Source organism: Klebsiella sp. Q11, from assembly GCF_964241505.1.
Taxonomy (GTDB): Bacteria; Pseudomonadota; Gammaproteobacteria; order Enterobacterales; family Enterobacteriaceae; genus Klebsiella; species Klebsiella michiganensis.
The window spans coordinates 13781-39514 of sequence record NZ_CAXSXW010000010.1 but is presented as its reverse complement, the minus strand read 5'-3'; the positions used below and the strand labels follow the sequence as shown (position 1 = coordinate 39514).

At 55.0% G+C, this 25734-nt stretch carries 20 protein-coding genes; 18 read left to right on the top strand and 2 right to left on the bottom strand.

The window, feature by feature from the left end:
• Positions 1–27: 27 nt before the first annotated feature.
• Entirely contained in the window at positions 28–2691 is a 2664-nt protein-coding gene (gene glnD / locus ACESQ2_RS17425) for a bifunctional uridylyltransferase/uridylyl-removing protein GlnD (RefSeq protein WP_046878565.1), read from the bottom strand.
• 191 nt (positions 2692–2882) lie between these two features.
• Entirely contained in the window at positions 2883–3677 is a 795-nt protein-coding gene (map, locus tag ACESQ2_RS17420) for a type I methionyl aminopeptidase (protein WP_046878564.1), read from the bottom strand.
• A gap of 323 nt (positions 3678–4000) precedes the next feature.
• Between map and rpsB the strand changes: the two genes are divergently transcribed.
• The 18 genes from rpsB to ACESQ2_RS17330 all read left to right on the top strand — a co-directional run bounded on the left by rpsB (position 4001) and on the right by ACESQ2_RS17330 (position 25664).
• Positions 4001–4726, top strand: a complete 726-nt coding sequence (rpsB, locus tag ACESQ2_RS17415) for a 30S ribosomal protein S2 (RefSeq protein WP_003856207.1) — start codon at positions 4001–4003, stop codon at positions 4724–4726.
• A gap of 119 nt (positions 4727–4845) precedes the next feature.
• Positions 4846–5697, top strand: coding sequence for a translation elongation factor Ts (gene tsf, locus ACESQ2_RS17410; protein WP_004098746.1), 852 nt, complete (start codon positions 4846–4848; stop codon positions 5695–5697).
• Positions 5698–5843: 146 nt separating this feature from the next.
• On the top strand, positions 5844–6569 hold the full coding sequence (gene pyrH, locus ACESQ2_RS17405; RefSeq protein WP_004098747.1) for a UMP kinase: 726 nt from the start codon (positions 5844–5846) through the stop codon (positions 6567–6569).
• A 205-nt stretch (positions 6570–6774) separates the two neighbouring features.
• Positions 6775–7332, top strand: coding sequence for a ribosome recycling factor (gene frr / locus ACESQ2_RS17400; protein WP_004098748.1), 558 nt, complete (start codon positions 6775–6777; stop codon positions 7330–7332).
• A 226-nt stretch (positions 7333–7558) separates the two neighbouring features.
• The gene (gene ispC / locus ACESQ2_RS17395; RefSeq protein WP_046878563.1) at positions 7559–8758 is read left to right on the top strand and encodes a 1-deoxy-D-xylulose-5-phosphate reductoisomerase; all 1200 of its coding nucleotides are present in this window, start codon (positions 7559–7561) and stop codon (positions 8756–8758) included.
• A gap of 242 nt (positions 8759–9000) precedes the next feature.
• The gene (gene ispU / locus ACESQ2_RS17390) at positions 9001–9759 is read left to right on the top strand and encodes a (2E,6E)-farnesyl-diphosphate-specific ditrans,polycis-undecaprenyl-diphosphate synthase (protein ID WP_004098751.1); all 759 of its coding nucleotides are present in this window, start codon (positions 9001–9003) and stop codon (positions 9757–9759) included.
• A 12-nt stretch (positions 9760–9771) separates the two neighbouring features.
• Positions 9772–10629, top strand: coding sequence for a phosphatidate cytidylyltransferase (gene cdsA / locus ACESQ2_RS17385; protein ID WP_014228000.1), 858 nt, complete (start codon positions 9772–9774; stop codon positions 10627–10629).
• Between the two features lie 11 nt (positions 10630–10640).
• Positions 10641–11993 (top strand): sigma E protease regulator RseP, encoded by a 1353-nt coding sequence (rseP, locus tag ACESQ2_RS17380; protein ID WP_014228001.1) that lies wholly within the window; start codon positions 10641–10643, stop codon positions 11991–11993.
• Between the two features lie 31 nt (positions 11994–12024).
• Entirely contained in the window at positions 12025–14454 is a 2430-nt protein-coding gene (gene bamA, locus ACESQ2_RS17375) for an outer membrane protein assembly factor BamA (RefSeq protein ID WP_014228002.1), read from the top strand.
• Positions 14455–14584: 130 nt separating this feature from the next.
• Positions 14585–15070 (top strand): molecular chaperone Skp, encoded by a 486-nt coding sequence (gene skp / locus ACESQ2_RS17370; RefSeq protein ID WP_004098757.1) that lies wholly within the window; start codon positions 14585–14587, stop codon positions 15068–15070.
• 3 nt (positions 15071–15073) lie between these two features.
• Positions 15074–16099: a UDP-3-O-(3-hydroxymyristoyl)glucosamine N-acyltransferase gene (gene lpxD, locus ACESQ2_RS17365; RefSeq protein ID WP_049069151.1), complete on the top strand. Its 1026-nt coding sequence runs from the start codon at positions 15074–15076 to the stop codon at positions 16097–16099.
• 102 nt (positions 16100–16201) lie between these two features.
• On the top strand, positions 16202–16657 hold the full coding sequence (gene fabZ / locus ACESQ2_RS17360; protein ID WP_004098761.1) for a 3-hydroxyacyl-ACP dehydratase FabZ: 456 nt from the start codon (positions 16202–16204) through the stop codon (positions 16655–16657).
• A gap of 3 nt (positions 16658–16660) precedes the next feature.
• On the top strand, positions 16661–17449 hold the full coding sequence (gene lpxA / locus ACESQ2_RS17355) for an acyl-ACP--UDP-N-acetylglucosamine O-acyltransferase (protein WP_004098763.1): 789 nt from the start codon (positions 16661–16663) through the stop codon (positions 17447–17449).
• A complete protein-coding gene (gene lpxB, locus ACESQ2_RS17350; protein WP_025107387.1) occupies positions 17449–18597 on the top strand; it encodes a lipid-A-disaccharide synthase in 1149 nt (382 codons plus the stop codon). Before lpxA ends, lpxB begins: the two co-directional genes overlap by 1 nt.
• Positions 18594–19190: a ribonuclease HII gene (rnhB, locus tag ACESQ2_RS17345; protein ID WP_014228005.1), complete on the top strand. Its 597-nt coding sequence runs from the start codon at positions 18594–18596 to the stop codon at positions 19188–19190. The genes lpxB and rnhB overlap by 4 nt, the downstream gene beginning before the upstream one ends.
• A gap of 38 nt (positions 19191–19228) precedes the next feature.
• Positions 19229–22711: a DNA polymerase III subunit alpha gene (gene dnaE / locus ACESQ2_RS17340; RefSeq protein ID WP_014228006.1), complete on the top strand. Its 3483-nt coding sequence runs from the start codon at positions 19229–19231 to the stop codon at positions 22709–22711.
• A gap of 12 nt (positions 22712–22723) precedes the next feature.
• Positions 22724–23683 (top strand): acetyl-CoA carboxylase carboxyl transferase subunit alpha, encoded by a 960-nt coding sequence (gene accA, locus ACESQ2_RS17335; RefSeq protein WP_004098771.1) that lies wholly within the window; start codon positions 22724–22726, stop codon positions 23681–23683.
• A 190-nt stretch (positions 23684–23873) separates the two neighbouring features.
• On the top strand, positions 23874–25664 hold the full coding sequence (locus tag ACESQ2_RS17330; RefSeq protein ID WP_049069150.1) for a chitinase: 1791 nt from the start codon (positions 23874–23876) through the stop codon (positions 25662–25664).
• Positions 25665–25734: the final 70 nt, after the last annotated feature.

The window sequence follows — 25734 nt, the reverse complement described above, 5'->3', positions numbered from 1 at the left end:
CTCTTTCCATTTACTTAAAAAAATACGTTACCCTTTATCGTTTGGATTGAGGGCCTCTGTCAACCGTTGTTGCACTTCTTGCTGTAGCTCATTATTAAGGGCGCGCCGGTCTGCGGTGGCGATTATAAATAAATCTTCTACTCGCTCACCAATTGTCGTAATTCGCGCGCCGTGGAGCGAAATTCCGAGGTCGGCAAACACCTGGCCGACGCGCGCTAACAGACCCGGCTGGTCGAGAGCAATCAGCTCAAGAAAGGATTTCCGGTCGGTATGCGTCGGCAGGAAATTCACCTCCGTCGGCACAGAAAAATGCCTCAGCTTCGCCGCCTGACGACGGGGCGCCGGGGGCTGCCAGCTGCGCTGGCTGATGGTCTGTTCCAGGCCCACGCGGATCATTTCGTGCCTGTCGGCGGAAAGCGGGCTGCCGTCCGGCTCAAGAACAATAAAGGTATCCATCGCCATGCCGTCGCGGGTGGTGAAGATCTGCGCATCGTGAACGCTAAGATTACGTCGATCCAACTCGCCGCAAACGGCGGCGAAGAGGTAAGGACGATCCGGACTCCAGATGAAGATCTCGGTGCCCCCGCGCGAGGCGTGGGAACTGAGCAGGATCATCGGTTTGCTGAGATCGTGCTGCAGCAGATTACGCGCGTGCCAGGCGAGCTGGTTTGGCGTATGGCGCACAAAGTAGTTGGCGCGGCAGCGGTTCCAGATTTGGTGCAGCGCCTGTTCATTAATATTTTCCATCCGCAGCAGCGCCAGCGCCTGTAGCTGGTGGTGACGCACCCGCTCGCGCATATCCGGCGTGTTTTGCATCCCCCGGCGCAGCTGTTTTTCGGTGGCGAAATAGAGCTCGCGCAGCAGGCTCTGCTTCCAGCTGTTCCACAGGTTTTCGTTGGTGGCGCAGATATCGGCGACGGTCAGGCAAACCAGGTAGTGCAGACGGTTCTCCGTTTGCACCTCTTCGGCAAACTGCTTGATCACTTCCGGATCCTGAATATCGCGACGCTGGGCGGTGACCGACATCAGCAGATGATGACGCACCAGCCACGCCACCAGCTGGGTTTCGCGCGAGTTAAGACCGTGAAGCTCGGCGAATTTCAGCACGTCCTGCGCGCCGAGAATCGAATGGTCGCCGCCGCGCCCTTTCGCGATATCGTGGAAGAGGGCGGCGATAAGGATCAGCTCCGGATGCGTCAGGCGCGGCCACAGTTCAACGCACAGCGGATGGCGGCTGCGGGTCTCTTCTTTGGCGAAGCTCTCAAGCTTAAGCAGCACGCGGATCGTGTGTTCATCAACGGTATAGGCGTGAAACAGGTCAAACTGCATCTGACCGACAATATGCGACCATTGCGGCATATAGGCCCACAGCACGCTATGGCGGTGCATCGGCAGCAGCCCCCGGCTGACCGCGCCCTGATGTCGCAGCATGCTGAGGAACAGGGTCCGCGCTTCCGGAATATAGCAAAGCGGCTGCGTCAGATGACGACGGGCGTGGCGCAGGTGGCGAAGCGTGGTGGAGTAGATGCCGGTAATGCTGCTGTTACGCACCATCATAAAGAACATGCGCAGAATCGCCTGCGGTTCGCGGATGAACAGCGTGTCATCGCGCAGATCGATTAGCGTGCCGCGCAGCTGAAAATCATCGTCAATCGGCCGCGGCTTCTCATCTTCGGTGAGCGCCAGAATCGCCTCTTCGAACAGCTGGATCAGCATTTGGTTCAGCTCGCTCACCCGGCGGGTGACGCGAAAGAAATCCTTCATCATATGCTCGATCGGCTGGTTGCTTTCGCCTTCGTAACGCAGGCGACGGGCGACGCTGAACTGCCTGTCGAACAGCAGGCGATTATCGTAGCGGTTGAGCTCCAGATGCAGCGCAAAGCGAATGCGCCACAGCTGATGCAGGCATTCGTTAAGCTCGTTGCGCTCGGCTTCGGTCAGGAAACCGAAACCGACCATTTCATCAAGCGAGGTGGCGCCGAAATGGCGGCGCGCGATCCACTGCAGGGTGTGAATATCGCGCAGGCCGCCGGGGCTGCTTTTCACGTCCGGCTCGAGGTTATAGCTGGTTCCGTGATAGCGCTGATGACGTACATTCTGCTCTTCGACTTTTGCCGCAAAGAACTTTTCCGATGGCCAGAAGCCGTCGCTGAATATGTGTTTTTGTAGTTCAAGGAACAGCGCGACGTCGCCAATTAGCAGACGCGATTCAATCAGGTTAGTGGCGACGCTGAGGTCCGACAGCCCCTCCAGCAGGCACTCTTCGAGGGTGCGCACGCTGTGGCCGACTTCCAGCTTGATATCCCACAGCAGCGTCAGCAGCTCGCCGACCTTCTGCGCCTGCTCATCGGGCAGCTTTTTACGGCTCAGGATAAGCAGGTCGATATCGGAAAGCGGGTGCAGTTCGCCGCGGCCGTAACCGCCGACGGCGACCAGCGCGATGTCGTTCATCGACCCGAACCCGTACTCGACCCATAGCCGCTGAAGCAGCTGATCGATAAATTCGGTGCGCGCCTCAATCAATCTCTCTGCGGCGATGCCGTGGTCAAACGCTTCGCCCAGCCAGCGCTGAAAAGCGTCGATGTGCGCCTTGATAGCCGCGCAGTTGAAGTCGCTCTGCGGCCAGCAGCCCGGATTCGCCGGCTGGTCGGCCAGGGCAGGGGAGACAGTATCAGATAAAGAGTTGCTCATCGCGCCACCATAATAAAAAACTATCGCCCATAAAAAATCGCCGGGAGCGATTTTTAACGTCGCTTGCGGCGGCCCATAGGGTGACGGGCAGGACGCCCGTCATAAAAAATCGCCGGGAGCGATTTTTAACGTCGCTTGCGGCGGCCCACAGGGTGCCCGTCATAAAAAAGCCGGCTGGCGCCGGCTTTTCATCATTCGTTGTGCGAGATTATCGCCGGGATGGAGTCATCCTTGCGTAACGTCAGTATTTCGCAGCCGCTGTCTGTCACCACAATAGTATGCTCATACTGCGCAGACAAGCTCCGGTCTTTGGTTTTTACCGTCCAGCCGTCTTTCATACTGCGGATCTCTTTTTTACCCGCGTTGACCATCGGTTCAATGGTAAAGGTCATGCCGGGTTTGAGCACCACGTTGGTTTCCGGAGAGTCGTAATGCAGCACCTGCGGTTCTTCATGAAAACCGCGGCCGATACCGTGGCCGCAGTACTCGCGCACGACGGAGAAACCTTCGGCTTCGACGTATTTCTGGATAGCCGCGCCGATAGCGCGCAGATTAACGCCCGGTTTGACCATTTTCAGGGCCAGATAGAGGCTTTCCTGGGTAATGCGGCACAGGCGCTCGCCCAGAATGGTCGGTTTACCGACGATAAACATCTTCGAGGTGTCACCGTGGAAATCATCTTTAATGACGGTGACGTCAATGTTGACGATATCGCCATCTTTCAGCAGCTTGCCGTCGTCCGGGATCCCGTGGCACACCACTTCATTAATAGAGATGCAGACGGATTTCGGGAAGCCGTGGTAGCCCAGGCAGGCGGATACGGCTTTTTGTTCGTTAACGATATAATCGTTGCAGATGCGATCCAGTTCGCCGGTGCTGACGCCCGGTTTTACGTAGGGTTCGATCATTTCCAGCACTTCAGCGGCCAGGCGGCCGGCAACGCGCATTTTTTCGATGTCTTCAGATGTCTTGATAGAAATAGCCATGGATTGTGTCCAGCAGTGTCGATTTTTTCGACAATAATAGATTATGTCTGAACAATGTTAACAGTCCGGGCGTCCTGCTGCCAAATTGAGAATCATTAGCAGCACGCGACGTCAACAACAGTTGGTGTCTGGTCCTGTTTTGTGGTATAAAGCGCGCCGGACTTCTGTTCCATTCTCAGATACACAAGATGGACTGAAGCGACAAATCTCACTTTGTGTAACAACACACACGTATCGGCACATATTCCGGGGTGCCCTTTGGGGTCGGTAATATGGGATACGTGGAGGCATAACCCCAACTTTTATCTATAGAGGTTTTAAACATGGCAACTGTTTCCATGCGCGACATGCTCAAGGCTGGTGTTCACTTTGGTCACCAGACCCGTTACTGGAACCCGAAAATGAAGCCTTTCATCTTCGGCGCGCGTAACAAAGTTCACATCATCAACCTTGAGAAAACTGTACCGATGTTCAACGAAGCTCTGGCTGAACTGAACAAGATCTCTTCTCGCAAAGGCAAAATCCTTTTCGTTGGTACTAAGCGCGCTGCAAGCGAAGCGGTAAAAGACGCTGCTAACAGCTGCGACCAGTTCTTCGTGAACCATCGCTGGCTGGGCGGTATGCTGACTAACTGGAAAACCGTTCGTCAGTCTATCAAACGTCTGAAAGACCTGGAAACTCAGTCCCAGGACGGTACTTTCGACAAGCTGACCAAGAAAGAAGCGCTGATGCGCACTCGTGAGCTGGACAAGCTGGAAAACAGCCTGGGCGGTATCAAAGACATGGGCGGCCTGCCGGACGCGCTGTTCGTTATCGACGCTGACCACGAGCACATCGCAATCAAAGAAGCAAACAACCTGGGTATTCCGGTATTTGCTATCGTTGATACTAACTCCGATCCGGACGGCGTTGACTTCGTTATCCCGGGTAACGACGACGCAATCCGTGCAGTTAGCCTGTACCTGAGCGCTGTTGCTGCTACCGTTCGTGAAGGCCGTTCTCAGGATCTGGCTTCTCAGGCGGAAGAAAGCTTCGTAGAAGCTGAATAATAAGGCATACCCTTATTTAGTACCGTGTATAAATAGGGGCCTCTTAGCGGCCCCTTTTTCACTTTCAAATCTGTCTGGTTCCTGGAACCGGGCCGATCACATCTCCCGAGGAATAAAGAATGGCTGAAATTACCGCATCCCTGGTAAAAGAGCTGCGCGAGCGTACTGGCGCAGGCATGATGGATTGCAAAAAAGCGCTGACTGAAGCGAACGGCGACATCGAGCTGGCAATCGAAAACATGCGTAAATCCGGTGCTATTAAAGCAGCGAAAAAAGCGGGCAACGTTGCCGCTGACGGCGTGATCATCACTAAAATCGATGGCACCTACGGCATCATTCTGGAAGTTAACTGCCAGACTGACTTCGTGGCTAAAGATGGTGGCTTCCAGGCATTTGCTAACAAAGTTCTGGATGCAGCTGTTGCAGGCAAAATCACCGACGTTGAAGTTCTGAAAGCACAGTTCGAAGAAGAACGCGTTGCGCTGGTTGCTAAAATCGGTGAGAACATCAACATCCGTCGCGTTTCTTCCCTGGAAGGCGAAGTTCTGGGCTCTTACCAGCACGGCGCGCGTATCGGTGTTCTGGTTGCCGCTAAAGGCGCGAGCGAAGAGCTGGTTAAACAGCTGGCTATGCACATCGCTGCAAGCAAGCCTGAATTCGTTAAGCCGGAAGACGTTTCCGCTGAAGTGGTCGAAAAAGAGTACCAGGTTCAGCTGGACATCGCCATGCAGTCTGGCAAGCCGAAAGAAATCGCAGAGAAAATGGTTGAAGGCCGCATGAAGAAATTCACCGGCGAAGTTTCTCTGACCGGTCAGCCGTTCGTTATGGACCCGAGCAAATCCGTTGCTCAGCTGCTGAAAGAGCACAACGCTGACGTGACTGGCTTCATCCGCTTTGAAGTGGGCGAAGGCATTGAGAAAGTTGAGACTGACTTTGCAGCAGAAGTTGCTGCGATGTCCAAGCAGTCTTAATTTTCAAAAGGAGCCGCCTGAGGGCGGCTTCTTTTTGCGCCTAATGTGTAAATTCAGCCAACCGCTATAGTGGGCACGCTGAAAAGCGACGTACAATGTCGCCAGAATTAATTCATCTCATTCGTTGACAGTCTCAGGAAAGAAACATGGCTACCAATGCAAAACCCGTCTACAAACGTATTCTGCTTAAGTTAAGTGGCGAAGCTCTGCAAGGTTCAGAAGGCTTCGGTATTGATGCGAGCATACTTGACCGCATGGCTCAGGAAATCAAAGAACTGGTTGAGCTGGGTATTCAGGTTGGCGTAGTGATTGGTGGCGGTAACCTTTTCCGTGGTGCTGGTCTGGCGAAAGCGGGTATGAACCGCGTTGTGGGCGACCACATGGGCATGCTGGCAACGGTCATGAACGGCCTTGCAATGCGTGATGCACTTCATCGCGCCTATGTGAACGCCCGCCTGATGTCAGCGATTCCGCTGAATGGCGTGTGCGATAACTACAGCTGGGCGGAAGCTATCAGCCTGCTGCGTAACAACCGCGTGGTGATTCTTTCCGCGGGTACCGGCAACCCATTCTTTACCACCGATTCCGCTGCCTGCCTGCGCGGCATTGAAATTGAAGCCGATGTGGTACTGAAAGCCACCAAAGTCGACGGTGTATTTACCGCTGACCCGGCCAAAGATCCTTCCGCAACGATGTACGATCAGCTGACCTACAGCGAAGTACTGGATAAAGAGCTGAAAGTGATGGATCTTGCGGCCTTTACCCTGGCGCGTGACCACAAACTGCCGATTCGCGTATTCAATATGAATAAGCCTGGCGCGCTGCGCCGCGTGGTGATGGGTGAAAAAGAAGGCACATTAATTACTGAGTAATTCCCGTCAGCGTCAAATACGGGTAATATTCGGCCTTACTTTTTCGGGTTTTTGACCCGATGGTTTTCAACATGCTCTGTGGACGGAATGCTGCGGCTGACCCGCAGCCTGAAAGACGCTGAGCATAAACATGACTATACTTAGCTCACTTTTGCAGTGGGCGACCGTCTGGTCTGTCTGAGACAAGTTTTCAAGGATTCGTAACGTGATTAGCGATATCAGAAAAGATGCTGAAGTACGCATGGACAAATGCGTTGAAGCGTTCAAAACCCAAATCAGCAAAATACGCACGGGTCGTGCTTCTCCCAGCCTGCTGGATGGCATTATCGTGGAATACTACGGCACGCCGACTCCGCTGCGTCAGCTGGCTAGCGTAACGGTAGAAGACTCCCGCACGCTGAAGATCAACGTCTTCGATCGTTCCATGAGCCCGGCCGTTGAAAAAGCGATTATGGCTTCCGATCTCGGTCTGAACCCAAGCTCTGCGGGCAGCGATATCCGCGTTCCGCTGCCGCCGCTGACCGAAGAGCGTCGTAAAGATCTGACCAAAATCGTGCGTGGCGAAGCTGAACAGGCGCGCGTTGCCGTACGTAACGTTCGTCGCGATGCCAACGACAAAGTCAAAGCGCTGCTGAAAGAGAAAGAGATCAGCGAAGATGACGATCGCCGCTCTCAGGAAGATGTGCAGAAAATGACTGATGCTGCTATCAAGAAAGTTGATGCGGCGCTGGCGGATAAAGAAGCGGAACTGATGCAGTTCTGATTCTCTGCCGACACGCAGGTCTGACGATCGGCCTGCGTAAAATCTGAAACGCCGTACAGGAGACCGTACGCTCAATTTTCGGGATTGCGTTTAGACGGCTGGCCTTGTAGCCTTTGGCGCCATGTCAAAGGCCTTGCGCCTCCGTTCTGTCAACCGATAATTGATGCATAAGGGTTTGCTGGCGGCGTTTTGCTTTTTATCCTGTCTTCATTATTCTGGACGCCTCATGAAGCAATTAACCATTCTTGGTTCGACCGGTTCTATCGGCTGCAGCACGCTGGATGTGGTGCGCCATAATCCTGATAGCTTTTCTATCACCGCGCTGGTCGCCGGGAAAAATGTCGACCGTATGGTTGAACAATGTCTGGAATTCTCCCCTCGTTACGCGGTAATGGACGATGCGCACAGCGCGGAGCTGCTGCGTGCGCAACTGCGCGAGCAGGGGTGCCGAACGGAAGTCATGAGCGGCCAGCAGGCGGCGGCAGAAGTGGCGGCGCTGGACGAGGTCGAGCAGGTGATGGCGGCGATTGTCGGCGCAGCAGGCCTGGTGCCGACGCTCTCAGCCATTCGTGCGGGTAAAACGGTGCTGCTGGCGAACAAAGAGTCGCTGGTGACCTGTGGCCGTCTGTTTATGGATGCCGTGCAGCAGTACGGCGCACGATTGTTGCCGGTTGATAGCGAGCATAATGCGATTTTTCAGAGTATGCCGGAAACAATTCAACATAATCTGGGATACGCTGATTTAACCCAGAACGGCGTGGCGTCGATTCTGCTCACTGGCTCCGGCGGTCCCTTCCGGGAAACGGCGATTTCTGAACTGGCGGCGATGACCCCCGATCGGGCATGCAAGCATCCAAACTGGTCGATGGGGCGCAAAATATCTGTCGATTCGGCCACCATGATGAACAAAGGGCTGGAGTATATCGAAGCCCGCTGGCTGTTCAACGCCTCGGCGCAGCAGATGGAAGTCCTGATCCATCCGCAATCGGTGATTCACTCGATGGTACGTTATCAGGATGGCAGCGTCCTGGCGCAGCTCGGCGAGCCGGATATGCGTACGCCGATTGCCCACACGATGGGCTGGCCAAAACGCCTTAATTCTGGCGTGAAACCGCTGGATTTCTGTCAGTTGAGCAATCTGAGCTTCTCGGCGCCGGATTACGGCCGTTACCCCTGCCTGAAGCTGGCCATGGAGGCTTTTGATGTCGGTCAGGCGGCGACCACGGCGCTGAATGCGGCAAATGAAGTTTCGGTCGCGGCGTTTCTGAACGGGGATATTCGCTTTACCGATATTGCGGCGATAAATCAGGCGGTGCTGGAGCAACAGGCGTTAAATGAGCCGCAAAGTATTGATGAAGTGCTGGCTATTGATGCGATGGCCCGGGTAAGCGCAGGCCAGCTCCTGACGGCGTGGCGCAAATTCTGATACGCGTTGTGATATTTGTGGGCGCTGTGCTTCAGTGATATAGTCTGCGCCATCCGATCGTTGCATTTTGGTGTGAAAGATTACGGTGGCCGTGGCAAGACACGGCTTTTTTGCGTAAAGCTTTTGGTTGTTCTCTGCGATTGGCCGTAGCTCCGGCACCGGATAAAAATGCGTATCCAGCGCTGACCGGTGGCCCGTGTTTAGTAGCTTAGCTAATCCTTATTATGGACTTAAAACGCGTTATGTTGTCTGCTAATCAAACTGTCAGCGAAATGTTGCCTGCGCATGGCTGTCGTCATGTGGCCATTATTATGGATGGCAACGGGCGTTGGGCAAAACGGCAAGGAAAGATCCGCGCCTTTGGCCATAAAGCCGGCGCTAAATCTGTTCGTCGCGCCGTCTCTTTCGCGGCGAATAATGGTATTGAAGCGTTGACGTTATACGCGTTCAGCAGTGAAAACTGGAATCGCCCGGCGCAGGAAGTCAGCGCGCTGATGGAGCTGTTTGTCTGGGCGCTGGATAGCGAAGTGAAAAGTCTGCACCGGCATAATGTGCGCCTGCGTATTATCGGCGAGACCACGCGCTTCAATGCGCGTCTCCAGGAGCGTATTCGCAAAGCGGAGGCGCTGACTGAGAACAACACCGGTTTGACCCTGAATATTGCGGCGAACTACGGCGGTCGCTGGGATATCGTCCAGGGCGTTCGTCATCTGGCCAAACAGGTGCAAGACGGGGTGCTTCAGCCCGAGCAAATCACAGAAGAGATGCTGAGCCAGCAGGTCTGCATGCATGAACTGGCTCCCGTAGATTTAGTTATTAGGACCGGGGGAGAGCATCGCATTAGTAATTTTTTGATTTGGCAAATTGCCTATGCCGAACTTTACTTTACGGATGTTCTTTGGCCCGATTTCGCTGAACAGGACTTTGAAGGTGCACTCCATGCCTTTGTTAATCGAGAGCGTCGCTTCGGCGGCACTGAGCCGGGCGGCAACAATGCCTGATGGGGGTCACTTTTGCTGAAGTATCGCCTGATTTCTGCTTTCGTCTTAATACCCGTTGTTATTGCGGCGCTTTTTTTACTGCCGCCCGCGGGTTTTGCCATCGTTACGCTAGTCGTCTGTATGCTCGCCGCGTGGGAGTGGGGGCAATTTAGCGGTTTCACTTCAACTACCCAGAGAGTCTGGCTGTCAGTGCTTTGCGGTCTGCTGCTGGCGCTGATGCTATTCCTGATGCCGGAATACCATTATGACGTTCATCAACCGCTGGTTGAGGGCGCGCTATGGGCATCATTAGGCTGGTGGGTCGTCGCGCTGCTTTTAGTGCTGACTTACCCCGCTTCAGCGGCTTTCTGGCGCAATTCAAAAACGCTCCGTCTGATTTTTGGCGTCCTGACCATCGTGCCGTTTTTTTGGGGCATGCTGGCGCTTCGGGCCTGGCATTACACCGATGACCATTATAGCGGTGCGCTGTGGTTGCTGTACGTGATGATTCTGGTCTGGGGCGCGGATTCCGGCGCTTACATGTTCGGAAAAATGTTCGGTAAGCATAAGCTGGCGCCAAAGGTTTCTCCGGGTAAAACCTGGCAGGGTTTTTTCGGCGGTCTGTTAACGGCAGCGGTTATCTCCTGGGCTTACGGCTGGTGGGCCCATCTGAATGTTACGCCGATGGTGCTGCTGGTGTGTTCTATTGTCGCGGCCCTGGCTTCGGTACTCGGCGACCTGACCGAAAGCATGTTTAAACGCGAAGCTGGCATTAAAGATAGCGGAAATCTGATTCCCGGACACGGCGGTATTCTCGATCGTATCGATAGCCTGACGGCCGCGGTGCCCGTGTTTGCTTGCCTACTCTTGTTGGTTTTCAGGACGATTTGACGGAAGGTTTTATGCTGAGCGTTCTCTGGAATTTGGCTGCTTTTATTATTGCGCTGGGCGTGTTGATCACCGTCCATGAGTTTGGCCATTTCTGGGTTGCTCGCCGCTGCGGTATCCGCGTTGAGCGTTTCTCAATCGGCTTTGGCAAAGCGCTGTGGCGCCGTTTTGACAAGCAAGGAACGGAATTTATTATCGCCCTTATTCCGCTGGGCGGTTATGTCAAAATGCTTGACGAACGCGTTGAGCCCGTGGCCCCAGAGATGCGTCACTCCGCGTTTAACAACAAAACCGTCGGCCAGCGCGCCGCCGTTATTGCCGCGGGGCCAATCGCGAACTTCCTTTTTGCCATTTTTGCCTACTGGCTGGTGTTTATTATCGGCGTGCCAGGCGTGCGTCCGGTCGTTGGCGACATAACGCCCAACTCGATCGCCGCGCAAGCACAAATTGCAAAAGGAACGGAACTTAAAGCGATAGATGGCATCGAAACGCCTGATTGGGATGCAGTACGTATGGCGCTGGTGGCGAAGATAGGCGATCGGCAAACAATAGTTACGGTCGCCCCTTTCGGGACCAATCAACGTCAGGATAAAATCCTCGATCTGCAGCACTGGGCGTTTGAGCCGGATAAACAAGATCCGGTTGCCTCGTTGGGCATTCAGCCTCGCAGCGCGCAGATTGATACCGTCCTGGCTGAAGTACAATCTGACTCGGCGGCGCAGAAGGCGGGTTTGCAAGCGGGCGACAGGATCGTTAAAGTCGATGGTCAACCGTTAACGCAGTGGATGACGTTTGTTAATCTGGTGCGTGATAATCCGGGTAGGGCATTAGTTCTGGACATCGAGCGGCAGGGTAGCCCCCTGTCGGTGACCTTGACGCCGGATACGAAGTCTACCAAAGGCAAAGCGGAGGGGTTTGCAGGGGTCGTACCTAAGGTCATCCCGCTGCCTGATGAATATAAGACAGTGCGTCAGTACGGGCCATTTGCCGCCATCGCTGAAGCCACGGATAAAACCTGGCAGCTGATGTCGTTAACGGTCCGAATGCTGGGCAAATTGATAACCGGTGATGTCAAACTGAACAACCTCAGCGGGCCGATTTCTATCGCCCAGGGGGCTGGGATGTCAGCGGAATTTGGGTTGATTTACTATCTGATGTTCCTTGCGCTGATCAGCGTGAACCTCGGCATAATCAACCTGTTCCCGCTTCCCGTTCTCGACGGGGGACATCTGCTGTTTTTGGCGATTGAAAAGCTGAAAGGCGGGCCGGTATCCGAGCGAGTTCAAGACTTTAGTTATCGCATTGGCTCAATATTGCTGGTGCTGTTAATGGGGCTTGCACTTTTCAATGATTTCTCTCGGTTGTAAGAGAGTTTGTTAGGAAGAACGCATAATAACGATGGCGATGAAAAAGTTGCTCATAGCGTCGCTGCTGTTTAGCAGCGCAACCGTATACGGTGCTGACGGGTTCGTGGTGAAGGACATTCATTTCGAAGGCCTTCAGCGAGTCGCTGTTGGTGCGGCCCTCCTCAGTATGCCAGTGCGTCCTGGCGATACCGTAACCGATGATGATATCAGTAACACCATCCGTGCTCTGTTTGCCACCGGCAACTTTGAGGACGTCCGCGTACTGCGCGATGGTGATACCCTCCTGGTGCAGGTGAAAGAGCGTCCAACGATTGCCAGCATCACTTTCTCCGGTAACAAGTCGGTGAAAGATGACATGCTCAAGCAAAACCTTGAGGCATCCGGCGTGCGCGTAGGGGAATCCCTCGATCGCACCACGCTGGCTGATATCGAAAAGGGGCTGGAGGATTTCTACTACAGCGTCGGTAAGTACAGCGCCAGCGTTAAAGCTGTCGTGACGCCGCTGCCGCGTAACCGTGTCGACCTGAAGCTGGTATTCCAGGAAGGCGTCTCGGCGAAAATCCAGCAGATCAATATCGTCGGCAACCACGCATTCAGCACCGATGAACTCATTTCTACCTTCCAGCTGCGCGATGAAGTGCCGTGGTGGAACGTGGTGGGCGATCGTAAATATCAGAAACAGAAGCTGGCGGGAGATCTTGAAACGCTGCGCAGCTACTATCTGGATCGCGGCTATGCTCGTTTCAACATTGACTCCACGCAGGTTAGCCTGACGCCGGACAAAAAAGGTATCTACATCACCATCAACATTACCGAAGGCGATCAGTACAAGCTTTCTGGGGTGCAGGTGACGGGTGATCTGGCGGGGCATTCGGCAGAAATCGAAGCGCTGACCAAAGTGGAGCCGGGCGAGCTGTATAACGGCACCAAAGTGACCAAAATGGAGAATGACATTAAGAAACTCCTTGGTCGCTACGGCTATGCCTATCCGCGCGTTCAGTCCCAGCCGGAAATCAGCGATAGCGATAAGACCGTGAAGCTGCACGTGAACGTCGATGCGGGTAACCGCTACTACGTGCGTAAAATTCGCTTCGAAGGCAACGACACCTCGAAAGATGCCGTTCTGCGTCGAGAAATGCGTCAGATGGAAGGCGCCTGGCTGGGCAGCGACCTGGTCGATCAGGGTAAAGATCGTCTGAACCGTTTAGGCTACTTTGAAACGGTTGATACCGATACGCAGCGCGTTCCGGGCAGCCCGGATCAGGTTGACGTGGTCTATAAGGTTAAAGAGCGTAACACCGGTAGCTTTAACTTCGGCGTTGGTTACGGTACGGAAAGCGGCGTCAGCTTCCAGGCCGGCGTTCAGCAGGATAACTGGCTCGGTACCGGCTATTCCGTTGGGATTAACGGCACCAAAAACGACTATCAGACCTATACTGAACTGTCGGTGACGAACCCGTACTTTACCGTGGATGGCGTCAGCCTCGGCGGTCGTGTTTTCTATAACGACTTCGACGCTAACGATGCGGACCTGTCTGACTATACCAACAAAAGCTATGGTACAGACATCACGCTGGGCTTCCCGGTTAACGAATACAATACGCTGCGCGCGGGCCTGGGCTATGTGCATAACAAGCTATCCAACATGCAGCCTCAGGTATCCATGTGGCGTTATCTGAATTCGATGGGGCAGTATCCGGACAACACTAACGACAGAAACTCGTTCAGCGCTGACGACTTCACCTTCAACTACGGCTGGACGTATAACAAGCTCGACCGTGGCTTCTTCCCGACCGAAGGCTCACGCGTCAACCTGAACGGTAAAGTGACGATTCCGGGATCGGATAACGAATACTACAAAGCGACGCTCGATACCGCGACCTATGTACCGATCGATGACGATCATAAATGGGTGATGTTGGGTCGTACCCGCTTTGGTTATGGCGATGGTCTGGGCGGTAAAGAGATGCCGTTCTATGAGAACTTCTATGCCGGTGGTTCAAGCACCGTGCGTGGCTTCCAGTCCAATACTATCGGTCCGAAAGCGGTTTATTTCCCGGCCAGCAGCCGTCATGACGACGACAGCAGCTACGATAACGAATGTAAGAGCAGCGAGTCCGCACCGTGTAAGTCTGATGATGCGGTGGGCGGTAACGCCATGGCGGTTGCCAGCCTTGAGCTGATCACCCCGACGCCGTTTATTAGCGATAAATATGCGAACTCGGTCCGTACTTCCGTCTTCTGGGATATGGGTACCGTGTGGGATACTCACTGGGATTCAGCCGCATATGGTGGTTACCCGGACTACAGCGATCCAAGCAATATCCGTATGTCTGCGGGTATCGCAGTACAGTGGATGTCGCCGTTAGGTCCGTTGGTATTCTCCTACGCTCAGCCGTTTAAAAAGTACGATGGAGACAAAGCCGAACAGTTCCAGTTTAACATCGGTAAAACCTGGTAATGGTATTGGCTACAATGGAATGTAAGTGCAGTTGCAGTATAGCGCTGACTATTGGCGATAACTGAGGTTATCGCCTGGCCACGCAAATAACGGTACCCCTGGGTACTCATGGGATGGTAAGGAGTTAATTGTGAAAAAGTGGTTATTAGCTGCAGGTCTGGGTTTAGCAATGGTAACTTCCGCTCAGGCGGCAGATAAAATTGCAATGGTTAACATGAACAGCCTCTTCCAACAGGTTGCCCAGAAAACAGGCGTTTCTAACACGCTGGAAAACGAGTTTAAAGGCCGCGCGAGCGAGCTGCAGCGTATGGAAGGCGACCTGCAGTCTAAAATGCAGCGTCTGCAGTCCATGAAAGCGGGCTCTGACCGTACCAAACTGGAAAAAGACGTGATGGCTCAGCGCCAGACTTTCTCCCAGAAAGCGCAGTCTTTCGAACAGGATCGTGCACGTCGTTCTAACGAAGAGCGCGGCAAGCTGGTGACTCGTATTCAGAGCGCCGTGCAGAGCGTGGCTAAAGATCAGAGCATCGATCTGGTTGTTGACTCTAATGCCGTTGCATACAACAGCAGCGATGTAAAAGACATCACCGCTGATGTGCTGAAACAGGTTAAATAAGTAATGCCTTCAATTCGACTGGCTGATTTAGCCCAGCAGTTGGATGCAGAATTACACGGTGATGGCGATATCGTCATCACCGGCGTTGCGTCCATGCAGTCCGCACAAGCGGGCGATATTACTTTCATGGTAAATCCTAAGTACCGTGAACACCTGGCCGCTTGCCAGGCATCTGCCGTCGTGATGACGCAGGATGATTTACCTTTTGCTCATAGCGCCGGGCTGGTAGTGCGTAATCCCTACCTGACCTACGCGCGCATGGCTCAAATTCTTGATACCACGCCGCAGCCGGCGCAGGATATCGCGCCCAGCGCGGTCATCGATGCGACGGCGAAGCTGGGTACCCACGTGGCGATTGGCCCAAACGCCGTGATTGAATCGGGCGTCATCCTCGGTGATAACGTGGTTATCGGCGCGGGCTGCTTCGTTGGGAAAAATACGAAAATAGGTGCCGGCTCGCGTTTATGGGCCAACGTCACCGTTTACCACGACATTGAGATCGGCGAGAATTGCCTGATCCAGTCCAGCACGGTGATTGGCGCAGATGGCTTCGGCTACGCGAACGATCGCGGCAACTGGGTTAAGATCCCACAGCTGGGTCGCGTGATTATTGGCGATCGCGTGGAGATTGGCGCCTGTACGACCATTGACCGTGGTGCGCTGGACGACACCGTCATCGGTAACGGCGTGATTATTGATAACCAGTGTCAAATCGCGCACAACGTGGTGATTGGCGACAACACCGCGGTTGCTGGCGGCGTCATCATGGCGGGCAGCCTGAAGATCGGCCGCTACTGCATGATTGGCGGAGCCAGCGTGATCAACGGCCATATGGAAATCTGCGATAAAGTCACCGTCACGGGGATGGGAATGGTTATGCGTCCTATCACCGAGCCAGGGGTTTACTCTTCAGGTATCCCGCTGCAGCCGAATAAGGTCTGGCGTAAGACCGCTGCGCTGGTACTGAATATTGATGATATGAGCAAGCGCCTCAAAGCCATTGAGCGCAAGGTTAATCAACAAGATTAGTGCTGCGTCCAGCCACATTAAATTTTCGGCCTGTTGCATTCATGAGATTGCCGCAGGCCGTGTTATTATTGCCTTTTAGGATATTTAGACAGGAAGAGTATTTTGACTACTGACACTCATACTCTGCACATTGAAGAGATTCTGGAACTTCTGCCTCACCGATACCCGTTCCTGCTGGTCGATCGCGTGCTGGATTTTGAAGAAGGTCGTTTTCTACGCGCAGTTAAAAATGTTTCTGTAAATGAGCCGTTTTTCCAGGGGCATTTCCCTGGTAAGCCGATTTTACCGGGCGTATTGATTCTCGAAGCTATGGCCCAGGCCACCGGCATTCTGGCATTCAAAAGCGTTGGAAAACTGGAACCGGGCGAGCTGTATTATTTTGCCGGGATTGACGAAGCGCGTTTCAAACGTCCGGTCGTGCCAGGCGATCAGATGATTATGGAAGTCACTTTTGAAAAAACCCGCCGCGGTCTGACTCGCTTTAAAGGCGTTGCAACCGTTGACGGAAAAGTGGTTTGCGAAGCAACGATGATGTGTGCCCGTAGCCGGGAGGCCTGATACGTGATTGATAAAACCGCCTTTATTCATCCTTCCGCCATTGTAGAAGAAGGCGCCGTTATTGGCGCTAACGTCCACGTTGGCCCGTTTTGTATTGTTGGTGCTAACGTCGAAATCGGCGAAGGTACCGTACTGAAATCTCACGTTGTCATCAACGGCCATACCAAAATTGGCCGCGATAACGAGATCTATCAGTTCGCTTCCATCGGCGAAGTTAACCAGGACCTGAAATATGCTGGCGAACCGACCCGCGTGGAAATTGGCGATCGCAACCGCATCCGCGAAAGCGTCACCATTCATCGTGGCACAGTACAGGGCGGTGGATTAACGAAGGTGGGCAGCGATAACCTGCTGATGATCAACGCCCACGTGGCGCACGATTGTACGCTGGGCGACCGCTGTATTCTGGCCAATAACGCGACCCTTGCGGGCCACGTTTCGCTGGATGATTTTGTTATCATCGGCGGCATGACCGCCGTGCATCAGTTCTGCATTATTGGCGCACACGTGATGGTGGGCGGCTGCTCCGGCGTAGCGCAGGACGTTCCGCCGTTCGTGATTGCGCAGGGCAACCACGCGACGCCGTTTGGCGTCAACATCGAAGGGCTGAAACGCCGCGGCTTCAGCCGTGAGGCGATCACTGCGATTCGTAACGCGTATAAGCTGCTGTACCGCAGCGGTAAAACGCTGGACGAAGCGAAAGCTGAAATTGCCGAGCTGGCGGCGCAGTATCCCGAAGTGCAGACCTTTACCGACTTTTTTGCCCGCTCCACGCGCGGCCTGATTCGTTAATGGCTGAATTGCGTCCCCTGACGATTGCCCTGGTCGCCGGAGAAACCTCCGGCGATATTCTTGGTGCCGGTCTTATCCGCGCGCTCAAAGCCCGCATACCTGATGCCCGCTTTGTCGGCGTTGCCGGGCCGTTGATGCAGGCGGAAGGCTGCGAAGCCTGGTATGAGATGGAAGAGCTGGCAGTGATGGGCATTGTGGAAGTGCTGGGTCGCCTGCGCCGTCTGCTGCATATTCGCGCCGATCTCACCCGTCGATTGACCGAGCTTAAGCCAGACGTATTCGTCGGCATTGATGCGCCTGACTTCAATATCACCCTCGAAGGTAATCTGAAGAAGCAGGGTATCAAAACCATCCATTACGTCAGCCCCTCGGTGTGGGCATGGCGGCAAAAACGCGTTTTCAAAATTGGCAGATCCACCGATCTGGTATTGGCATTTCTGCCTTTCGAAAAAGCGTTTTATGACAAATTCAACGTTCCCTGCCGGTTTATCGGCCACACGATGGCGGATGCGATGCCGCTGGACCCGGATAAAGGCGCGGCGCGCGACCGTCTGGGGATCGATCGTAACGTGCATTGCCTGGCGCTGCTGCCGGGAAGCCGCGGGGCGGAAGTTGAGATGCTCAGCGCTGATTTTCTGAAAACGGCGCAGCTCCTGCGAGACCATTATCCCGACCTGGAAGTGGTTGTCCCGCTGGTCAACGCGAAGCGGCGGGAACAGTTCGAGCGCATCAAAGCGGAAACGGCGCCTGATCTTGCCGTCCACCTGCTCGACGGCCGGGCGCGCGATGCGATGATCGCCAGCGATGCCGCGCTGCTGGCCTCCGGCACGGCTGCGCTGGAGTGTATGCTGGCTAAGTGTCCGATGGTTGTCGGCTATCGGATGAAGCCGTTTACCTTCTGGCTGGCGAAACGGCTGGTGAAGACCGACTATGTGTCGTTGCCGAATTTACTGGCCGGGCGCGAACTGGTTAAAGAACTGCTGCAGGATGAATGCCAGCCGCAGGCGCTGGCCGAGGCGCTGAAGCCGCTGCTGGCCGACGGAAAAACCAGCCACGATATGCATGAAACCTTCCGCGCGCTGCATCAGCAGATCCGCTGCAACGCTGATGAGCAGGCGGCGGATGCCGTACTGGAGTTAGCAAAATGATGGAATTCGTATATCCGCATACCCATCTGGTTGCGGGAGTCGATGAAGTCGGACGCGGCCCGCTGGTTGGCGCGGTGGTGACCGCCGCGGTTATTCTCGATCCGGCAAAGCCGATCGTCGGTCTTAACGACTCAAAAAAGCTAAGCGAAAAACGCCGCCTTGCGCTATTTGACGAGATCAAAGAAAAAGCGCTGTGCTGGAGCCTCGGTCGCGCTGAGCCGCATGAAATCGATGAGCTGAATATTTTGCACGCGACCATGCTGGCCATGCAGCGCGCCGTTGCCGGTTTGCGAGTTTCCCCTGAGTTTGTTCTTATTGATGGTAACCGCTGTCCGCCGCTGCCGATGCCGTCACTGGCGGTTGTCAAAGGCGACAGCCGAGTGGCGGAAATCAGCGCCGCGTCTATTCTGGCTAAAGTGACGCGCGATGCTGAAATGGCCGTACTGGACCGGGAGTTCCCGCAGTACGGCTTTGCGCAACATAAAGGTTATCCCACCGCTTTTCATCTGCAAAAGCTGCTGGAACATGGCGTAATCGAGCAATACCGGCGCAGCTTTGGCCCGGTGAAACGCGCGCTGGGCCTGGCGTCCTGAACTGACACGCAAGCAATTAAGTAACGCGGAATCTGAAGATGGCTGAACCACGTTTCGTACACCTGCGGGTGCACAGCGACTATTCCATGATCGATGGTCTGGCGAAAACCGGACCGTTGGTAAAAAAGGCGGCCGCGCTCGGCATGCCTGCGCTGGCGATCACTGATTTTACCAACCTTTGCGGGCTGGTGAAGTTCTACGGAGCAGGGCACGGTGCCGGAATTAAACCCATCGTCGGGGCCGATTTCCACGTTCAGAGCGATCTGCTTGGCGATGAACTGAGCCAGCTGACGGTACTGGCGGCGAACAACGCTGGCTATCAAAACCTGACGCTGCTGATCTCCAAAGCCTATCAGCGCGGCTATGGCGCGGCAGGCCCGATTATCGATCGCGACTGGCTGATCGAATTAAAAGAAGGGCTGATTTTGCTCTCCGGCGGGCGCATGGGCGACGTGGGCCGTAGCCTGCTGCGCGGAAACATGGCGCTGGTGGATCAGTGCGTTGATTTTTATGAACAACATTTCCCTGATTGCTACTTCCTTGAGCTCATTCGCACCGGCCGTCAGGATGAAGAGCCCTACCTGCATGCGGCGGTAGAACTGGCGGAAACCCGCGGCCTACCGGTGGTGGCGACCAATGATGTTCGCTTCCTTGAGCCGGGCGACTTCGACGCCCATGAAATCCGCGTGGCTATCCACGACGGCTTTACCCTCGACGATCCCAAGCGTCCGCGCAACTACTCGCCGCAGCAGTATATGCGTAGCGAAGAGGAGATGTGCGAGCTCTTTTCCGATATTCCCGAAGCGCTGCAAAACACCGTGGAGATCGCCAAACGCTGTAACGTGACCGTGCGCCTTGGCGAGTACTTCCTGCCGCAGTTCCCGACGGGGGATATGACCACCGAAGATTATCTGGTTAAGAAATCCAAAGAGGGTCTGGAAGAGCGTCTGGAATTCCTGTTCCCCGATCCGGATGAGCGGGCTAAACGCCGTCCTGAATATGACGAACGCCTGGATATTGAGCTGCAGGTGATTAACCAGATGGGGTTCCCGGGCTACTTCCTGATCGTTATGGAGTTTATCCAGTGGTCGAAGGATAACGGCGTGCCGGTAGGGCCGGGACGTGGTTCCGGCGCCGGATCGCTGGTGGCCTATGCGCTGAAAATTACCGACCTCGATCCGCTGGAGTTCGACCTGCTGTTCGAACGTTTCCTTAACCCGGAACGTGTCTCCATGCCCGACTTCGACGTTGACTTCTGTATGGAGAAGCGCGACCAGGTGATTGAACACGTCGCGGACATGTACGGTCGCGATGCGGTCTCGCAGATTATTACCTTCGGCACCATGGCGGCGAAAGCGGTTATCCGCGACGTTGGCCGCGTGCTGGGCCACCCGTACGGCTTTGTGGACCGCATTTCTAAGCTGGTACCGCCCGATCCGGGGATGACGCTGGCGAAAGCGTTTGAAGCCGAGCCGCAGCTGCCGGAGATTTACGAGGCGGACGAAGAGGTTAAAGCGCTGATCGACATGGCGCGTAAGCTCGAAGGGGTCACCCGTAACGCCGGTAAACATGCGGGCGGGGTGGTGATTGCGCCCACCAAAATAACCGATTTTGCCCCGCTGTACTGCGATGAAGCGGGCCAGCATCCGGTTACCCAGTTTGATAAGAACGACGTTGAATATGCCGGGCTGGTGAAGTTCGACTTCCTCGGTCTGCGTACGCTCACCATCATTAACTGGGCGCTGGAGATGATCAACGCCCGCCGCGAGAAGAACGGCGAGGGGCCGCTGGATATTGCCGCTATCCCGCTGGACGATAAAAAAAGCTTCGACATGCTGCAGCGTTCGGAAACCACCGCCGTCTTCCAGCTTGAATCGCGCGGTATGAAGGATCTGATCAAGCGTCTGCAGCCTGACTGCTTTGAAGATATGATCGCTCTGGTGGCCCTGTTCCGACCGGGGCCGCTGCAGTCGGGAATGGTGGATAACTTTATCGACCGTAAGCACGGTCGCGAAGAGATATCGTATCCGGACGTACAGTGGCAGCACGAATGTCTGAAACCGGTACTGGAGCCAACCTATGGCATTATCCTGTACCAGGAACAGGTCATGCAGATTGCCCAGGAGCTTTCCGGCTATACCCTCGGCGGCGCGGATATGCTGCGTCGTGCGATGGGTAAGAAAAAGCCGGAAGAGATGGCCAAGCAGCGCGGCACCTTTGAAGAAGGGGCGAGAAAGCGCGGCGTTGACGGCGAACTGGCGATTAAAATCTTTGACCTGGTAGAGAAGTTCGCCGGTTATGGATTTAACAAATCGCACTCTGCCGCTTATGCTTTAGTGTCCTATCAGACGCTGTGGCTGAAGGCGCACTATCCGGCTGAATTTATGGCGGCGGTAATGACCGCGGATATGGATAACACCGAGAAGGTCGTCGGACTGGTGGATGAGTGCTGGCGGATGGGGCTGAAAATCCTGCCGCCGGATATTAACTCCGGCCTGTACCATTTTCACGTTAACGACGATGGCGAAATCGTTTATGGTATCGGCGCCATCAAAGGCGTCGGCGAAGGTCCGATAGAAGCGATCATTGAAGCCCGTAATCAGGGCGGCTATTTCCGCGAGCTGTTCGATCTCTGCGCGCGTACGGATATTAAAAAGCTCAACCGCCGGGTGCTGGAAAAACTGATTATGTCCGGGGCCTTCGACCGCCTCGGGCCGCATCGCGCGGCGTTAATGAATTCACTGGGCGATGCGCTAAAAGCCGCCGATCAGCATGCCAAAGCCGAAGCTATCGGTCAGGCGGACATGTTCGGCGTACTGGCGGAAGAGCCTGAGCAAATTGAACAGTCCTACGCCAGCTGCCAGCCGTGGCCGGAACAGGTCGTGCTGGATGGCGAAAGGGAGACCCTGGGGCTGTACCTGACCGGGCATCCGATTAACCAGTACTTGAAAGAGATCGAGCGCTACGTAGGCGGCGTACGACTCAAAGACATGCATCCGACCGATCGTGGTAAAGTGACCACGGCGGCCGGGCTCGTTATTGCCGCGCGGGTCATGGTCACCAAGCGCGGCAATCGTATCGGCATCTGCACGCTGGATGACCGTTCCGGGCGTCTGGAGGTGATGTTGTTCACCGACGCCCTGGATAAATACCAGCAGCTGCTGGAAAAAGACCGCATACTTATCGTCAGCGGACAGGTCAGCTTTGATGACTTCAGCGGGGGGCTTAAAATGACCGCTCGTGAAGTCATGGACATTGACGAAGCCCGGGAAAAATATGCTCGCGGGCTTGCTATCTCGCTGACGGACAGGCAAATTGATGACCAGCTTTTAAACCGACTCCGTCAGTCTCTGGAACCCCACCGTTCGGGAACTATTCCAGTACACCTCTATTATCAGAGGGCGGATGCACGCGCGCGGTTGCGTTTTGGCGCAACATGGCGCGTCTCTCCGAGCGATCGTTTACTTAACGATCTGCGTGGCCTTATCGGCTCGGAGCAGGTGGAACTGGAGTTTGACTAATACAGGAATACTATGAGTCTGAATTTCCTTGATTTTGAACAGCCGATTGCAGAGCTGGAAGCGAAAATCGATTCTCTGACTGCGGTTAGCCGCCAGGATGAGAAACTGGATATTAATATCGATGAAGAAGTGCATCGCCTGCGTGAAAAGAGCGTAGAGCTGACGCGCAAGATCTTCGCCGATCTTGGTGCATGGCAGGTTGCGCAGCTGGCGCGCCATCCACGTCGCCCGTACACCCTGGATTATGTACGCCTGGCTTTCGACGAATTCGACGAACTGGCCGGTGACCGTGCCTATGCTGACGATAAAGCTATCGTCGGCGGGATTGCGCGTCTGGATGGGCGTCCGGTAATGATTATCGGCCACCAGAAAGGGCGCGAAACCAAAGAGAAAATTCGCCGCAACTTCGGTATGCCGGCGCCGGAAGGCTATCGTAAGGCGCTGCGCCTGATGGAAATGGCCGAACGCTTTAAAATGCCGATCATCACCTTCATCGACACCCCGGGCGCCTACCCGGGCGTCGGTGCGGAAGAGCGCGGCCAGTCTGAAGCGATTGCCCGCAACCTGCGTGAAATGTCGCGTCTGAGCGTCCCGGTTATCTGCACCGTTATCGGTGAAGGTGGTTCCGGCGGCGCGCTGGCAATCGGCGTGGGCGATAAAGTGAATATGCTGCAGTACAGCACCTATTCCGTTATCTCCCCGGAAGGCTGTGCCTCCATTTTGTGGAAAAGCGCCGATAAAGCGCCGCTGGCCGCCGAAGCGATGGGGATTGTTGCCCCGCGTCTGAAAGAGCTGAAGCTGATTGACTCCATCATTCCTGAGCCGCTGGGCGGCGCGCATCGTAATCCGGAAGTCATGGCCGCCTCTCTGAAAGCGCAGCTGCTGGCCGATCTGGCTGACCTCGATGTTCTGAGCGAAGAAGATCTGCTGAACCGTCGCTATCAGCGTCTGATGAGCTACGGCTACGCCTGATTATCTGACTCATTTTTTATCCCTGAGGGCCGGATTTTCCGGCCCTTTTTTTATGTGTTGTTTACTGAGACGAGATGAGATGAATAAGAGCTAATGTGATTAGCCGATGATGCCGATCTCCCCTAAAACTGCAGCAACTGCCAGGGATTGCGACCCGGCAGGCCGTTAACAAGGATAAAGGAGAAATACTATGGCATTGCACAAAACCGTCGCATTAAGCGCCGTGGCCGCAGGGATCATGTTAAGCCTGGGGGCCGCACAGGCCACACCGTTGCTTGGCGCAACGGAAGCGACAACCATCAAGGCGAGTGACCTGGCCGCGAAAGAAAAAGCCTTAACCGACTTTCCGCTCATGACATCGGTAAAATCATCGATTCAAACGCTGCCGAACAGCGAAGTTGAAAAAATCGAGCCGGGTCTGGCGACCAACCCGGCAAACGTGAAGCGCGTGGAAAGCATTCTGTCCGAAAAGGATTGGGAATATCTGTTCCCGATGCGCGCGGCAGAATATACCTACTCTAACTTTCTGAAAGCTATTGGTAAATTCCCTGCGGTTTGCGGGACCTATACCGACGGACGCGATAGCGATGCCATATGCCGTAAATCTCTGGCAACCATGTTTGCCCACTTTGCTCAGGAAACCGGCGGCCACGAAAGCTGGCGCGATATTCCCGAGTGGCGCCAGGCGCTGGTTTATCTCCGTGAAGTGGGCTGGGTTGAGGGTCAGAAAGGCGGCTACAACGGGGAGTGTAACCCGGATATCTGGCAGGGGCAGACCTGGCCCTGCGGTAAAGATAAAGACGGCGACTACCTGAGCTACTTTGGCCGCGGCGCAAAACAGCTCTCCTATAACTACAACTACGGTCCGTTCTCCGATGCTATGTACGATGGCGATGTTCGTCCTCTGCTGGATAAACCGGAGCGGGTGGCGGATACCTGGATGAACCTGGCGAGCGCGGTGTTCTTCTTCGTTTACCCGCAGCCGCCGAAGCCCTCTATGCTGCACGTCATCGACGGAACCTGGGTACCAAACGATCATGATAAAGCGAATGGCCTGGTTGAAGGCTTTGGGGTCACCATTCAAATTATCAACGGCGGCGTCGAGTGCGGCGGGGCGGAAGAGAACGCGCAGTCTCTGAACCGTATTGCCTACTACAAAGAGTTCGCAAACTACCTGAAAGTGCCGATTGCTGATGATGAAGTTCTCGGCTGTAAGAATATGAAGCAGTTCGATGAAGGCGGCGCGGGCGCGTTACCGATTTACTGGGAAGAGGATTGGGGATGGAGCCCGGACACCGCTGACGGCAAGACTAACGCCTGCCAGCTGGTGGGCTACCAGACGCCGTATAGCGCCTTTAAACAAGGTGACTATGCGAAGTGCGTCCAGAGCCACTTCAACGTCAATATCATCGACGATACCGGCCAGGCCGAGGATACCACCCCGGCGACGCCTGACGATGCCACGCCTGCGCAGGAAACTAACGTGGCGCCGGTTGCGCGTATCGCCGGTCCGATTGGCGCTATTGAAGCGGGTGCCAGGGTTTCCCTGAGCGCGGAGGGCTCTACCGATGCGAATGGCGATAAGCTCACCTATACCTGGATGTCGCAGGACGGCCAGACTATCAGCGGACAGGATAAAGCCGTTATCACCTTTACCGCTCCGGAAAAAGATCGCGATGCGCAATATGTGGTGAGCCTGACGGTAAGCGACGGGACCTTGTCCAGCACGGCAACGTACACCCTGAACGTGAAGGCTAAAGCTGCTGCTGCGGATGAAACGACCGATGGCAAAGACAGCGACACCATCAGCTATCCTTCCTGGAGCAGTACCCAGACCTGGAAAGCGGGCGATATCGTTAATAACCACGGCGCGCTGTATCAGTGTAAACCGCTACCTGAAGGGGCGTGGTGCAACGTGGCGCCGACCTACTATGAGCCCGGCGCAGGCATTGCCTGGGGCGATGCGTGGAAAGCGCTGTAATAGAGATAAATCCGCCAGTGCTTAGCGCTGGCGGGGTGATATGATGCTTTCCTTAGGTAAATTCAGGAGG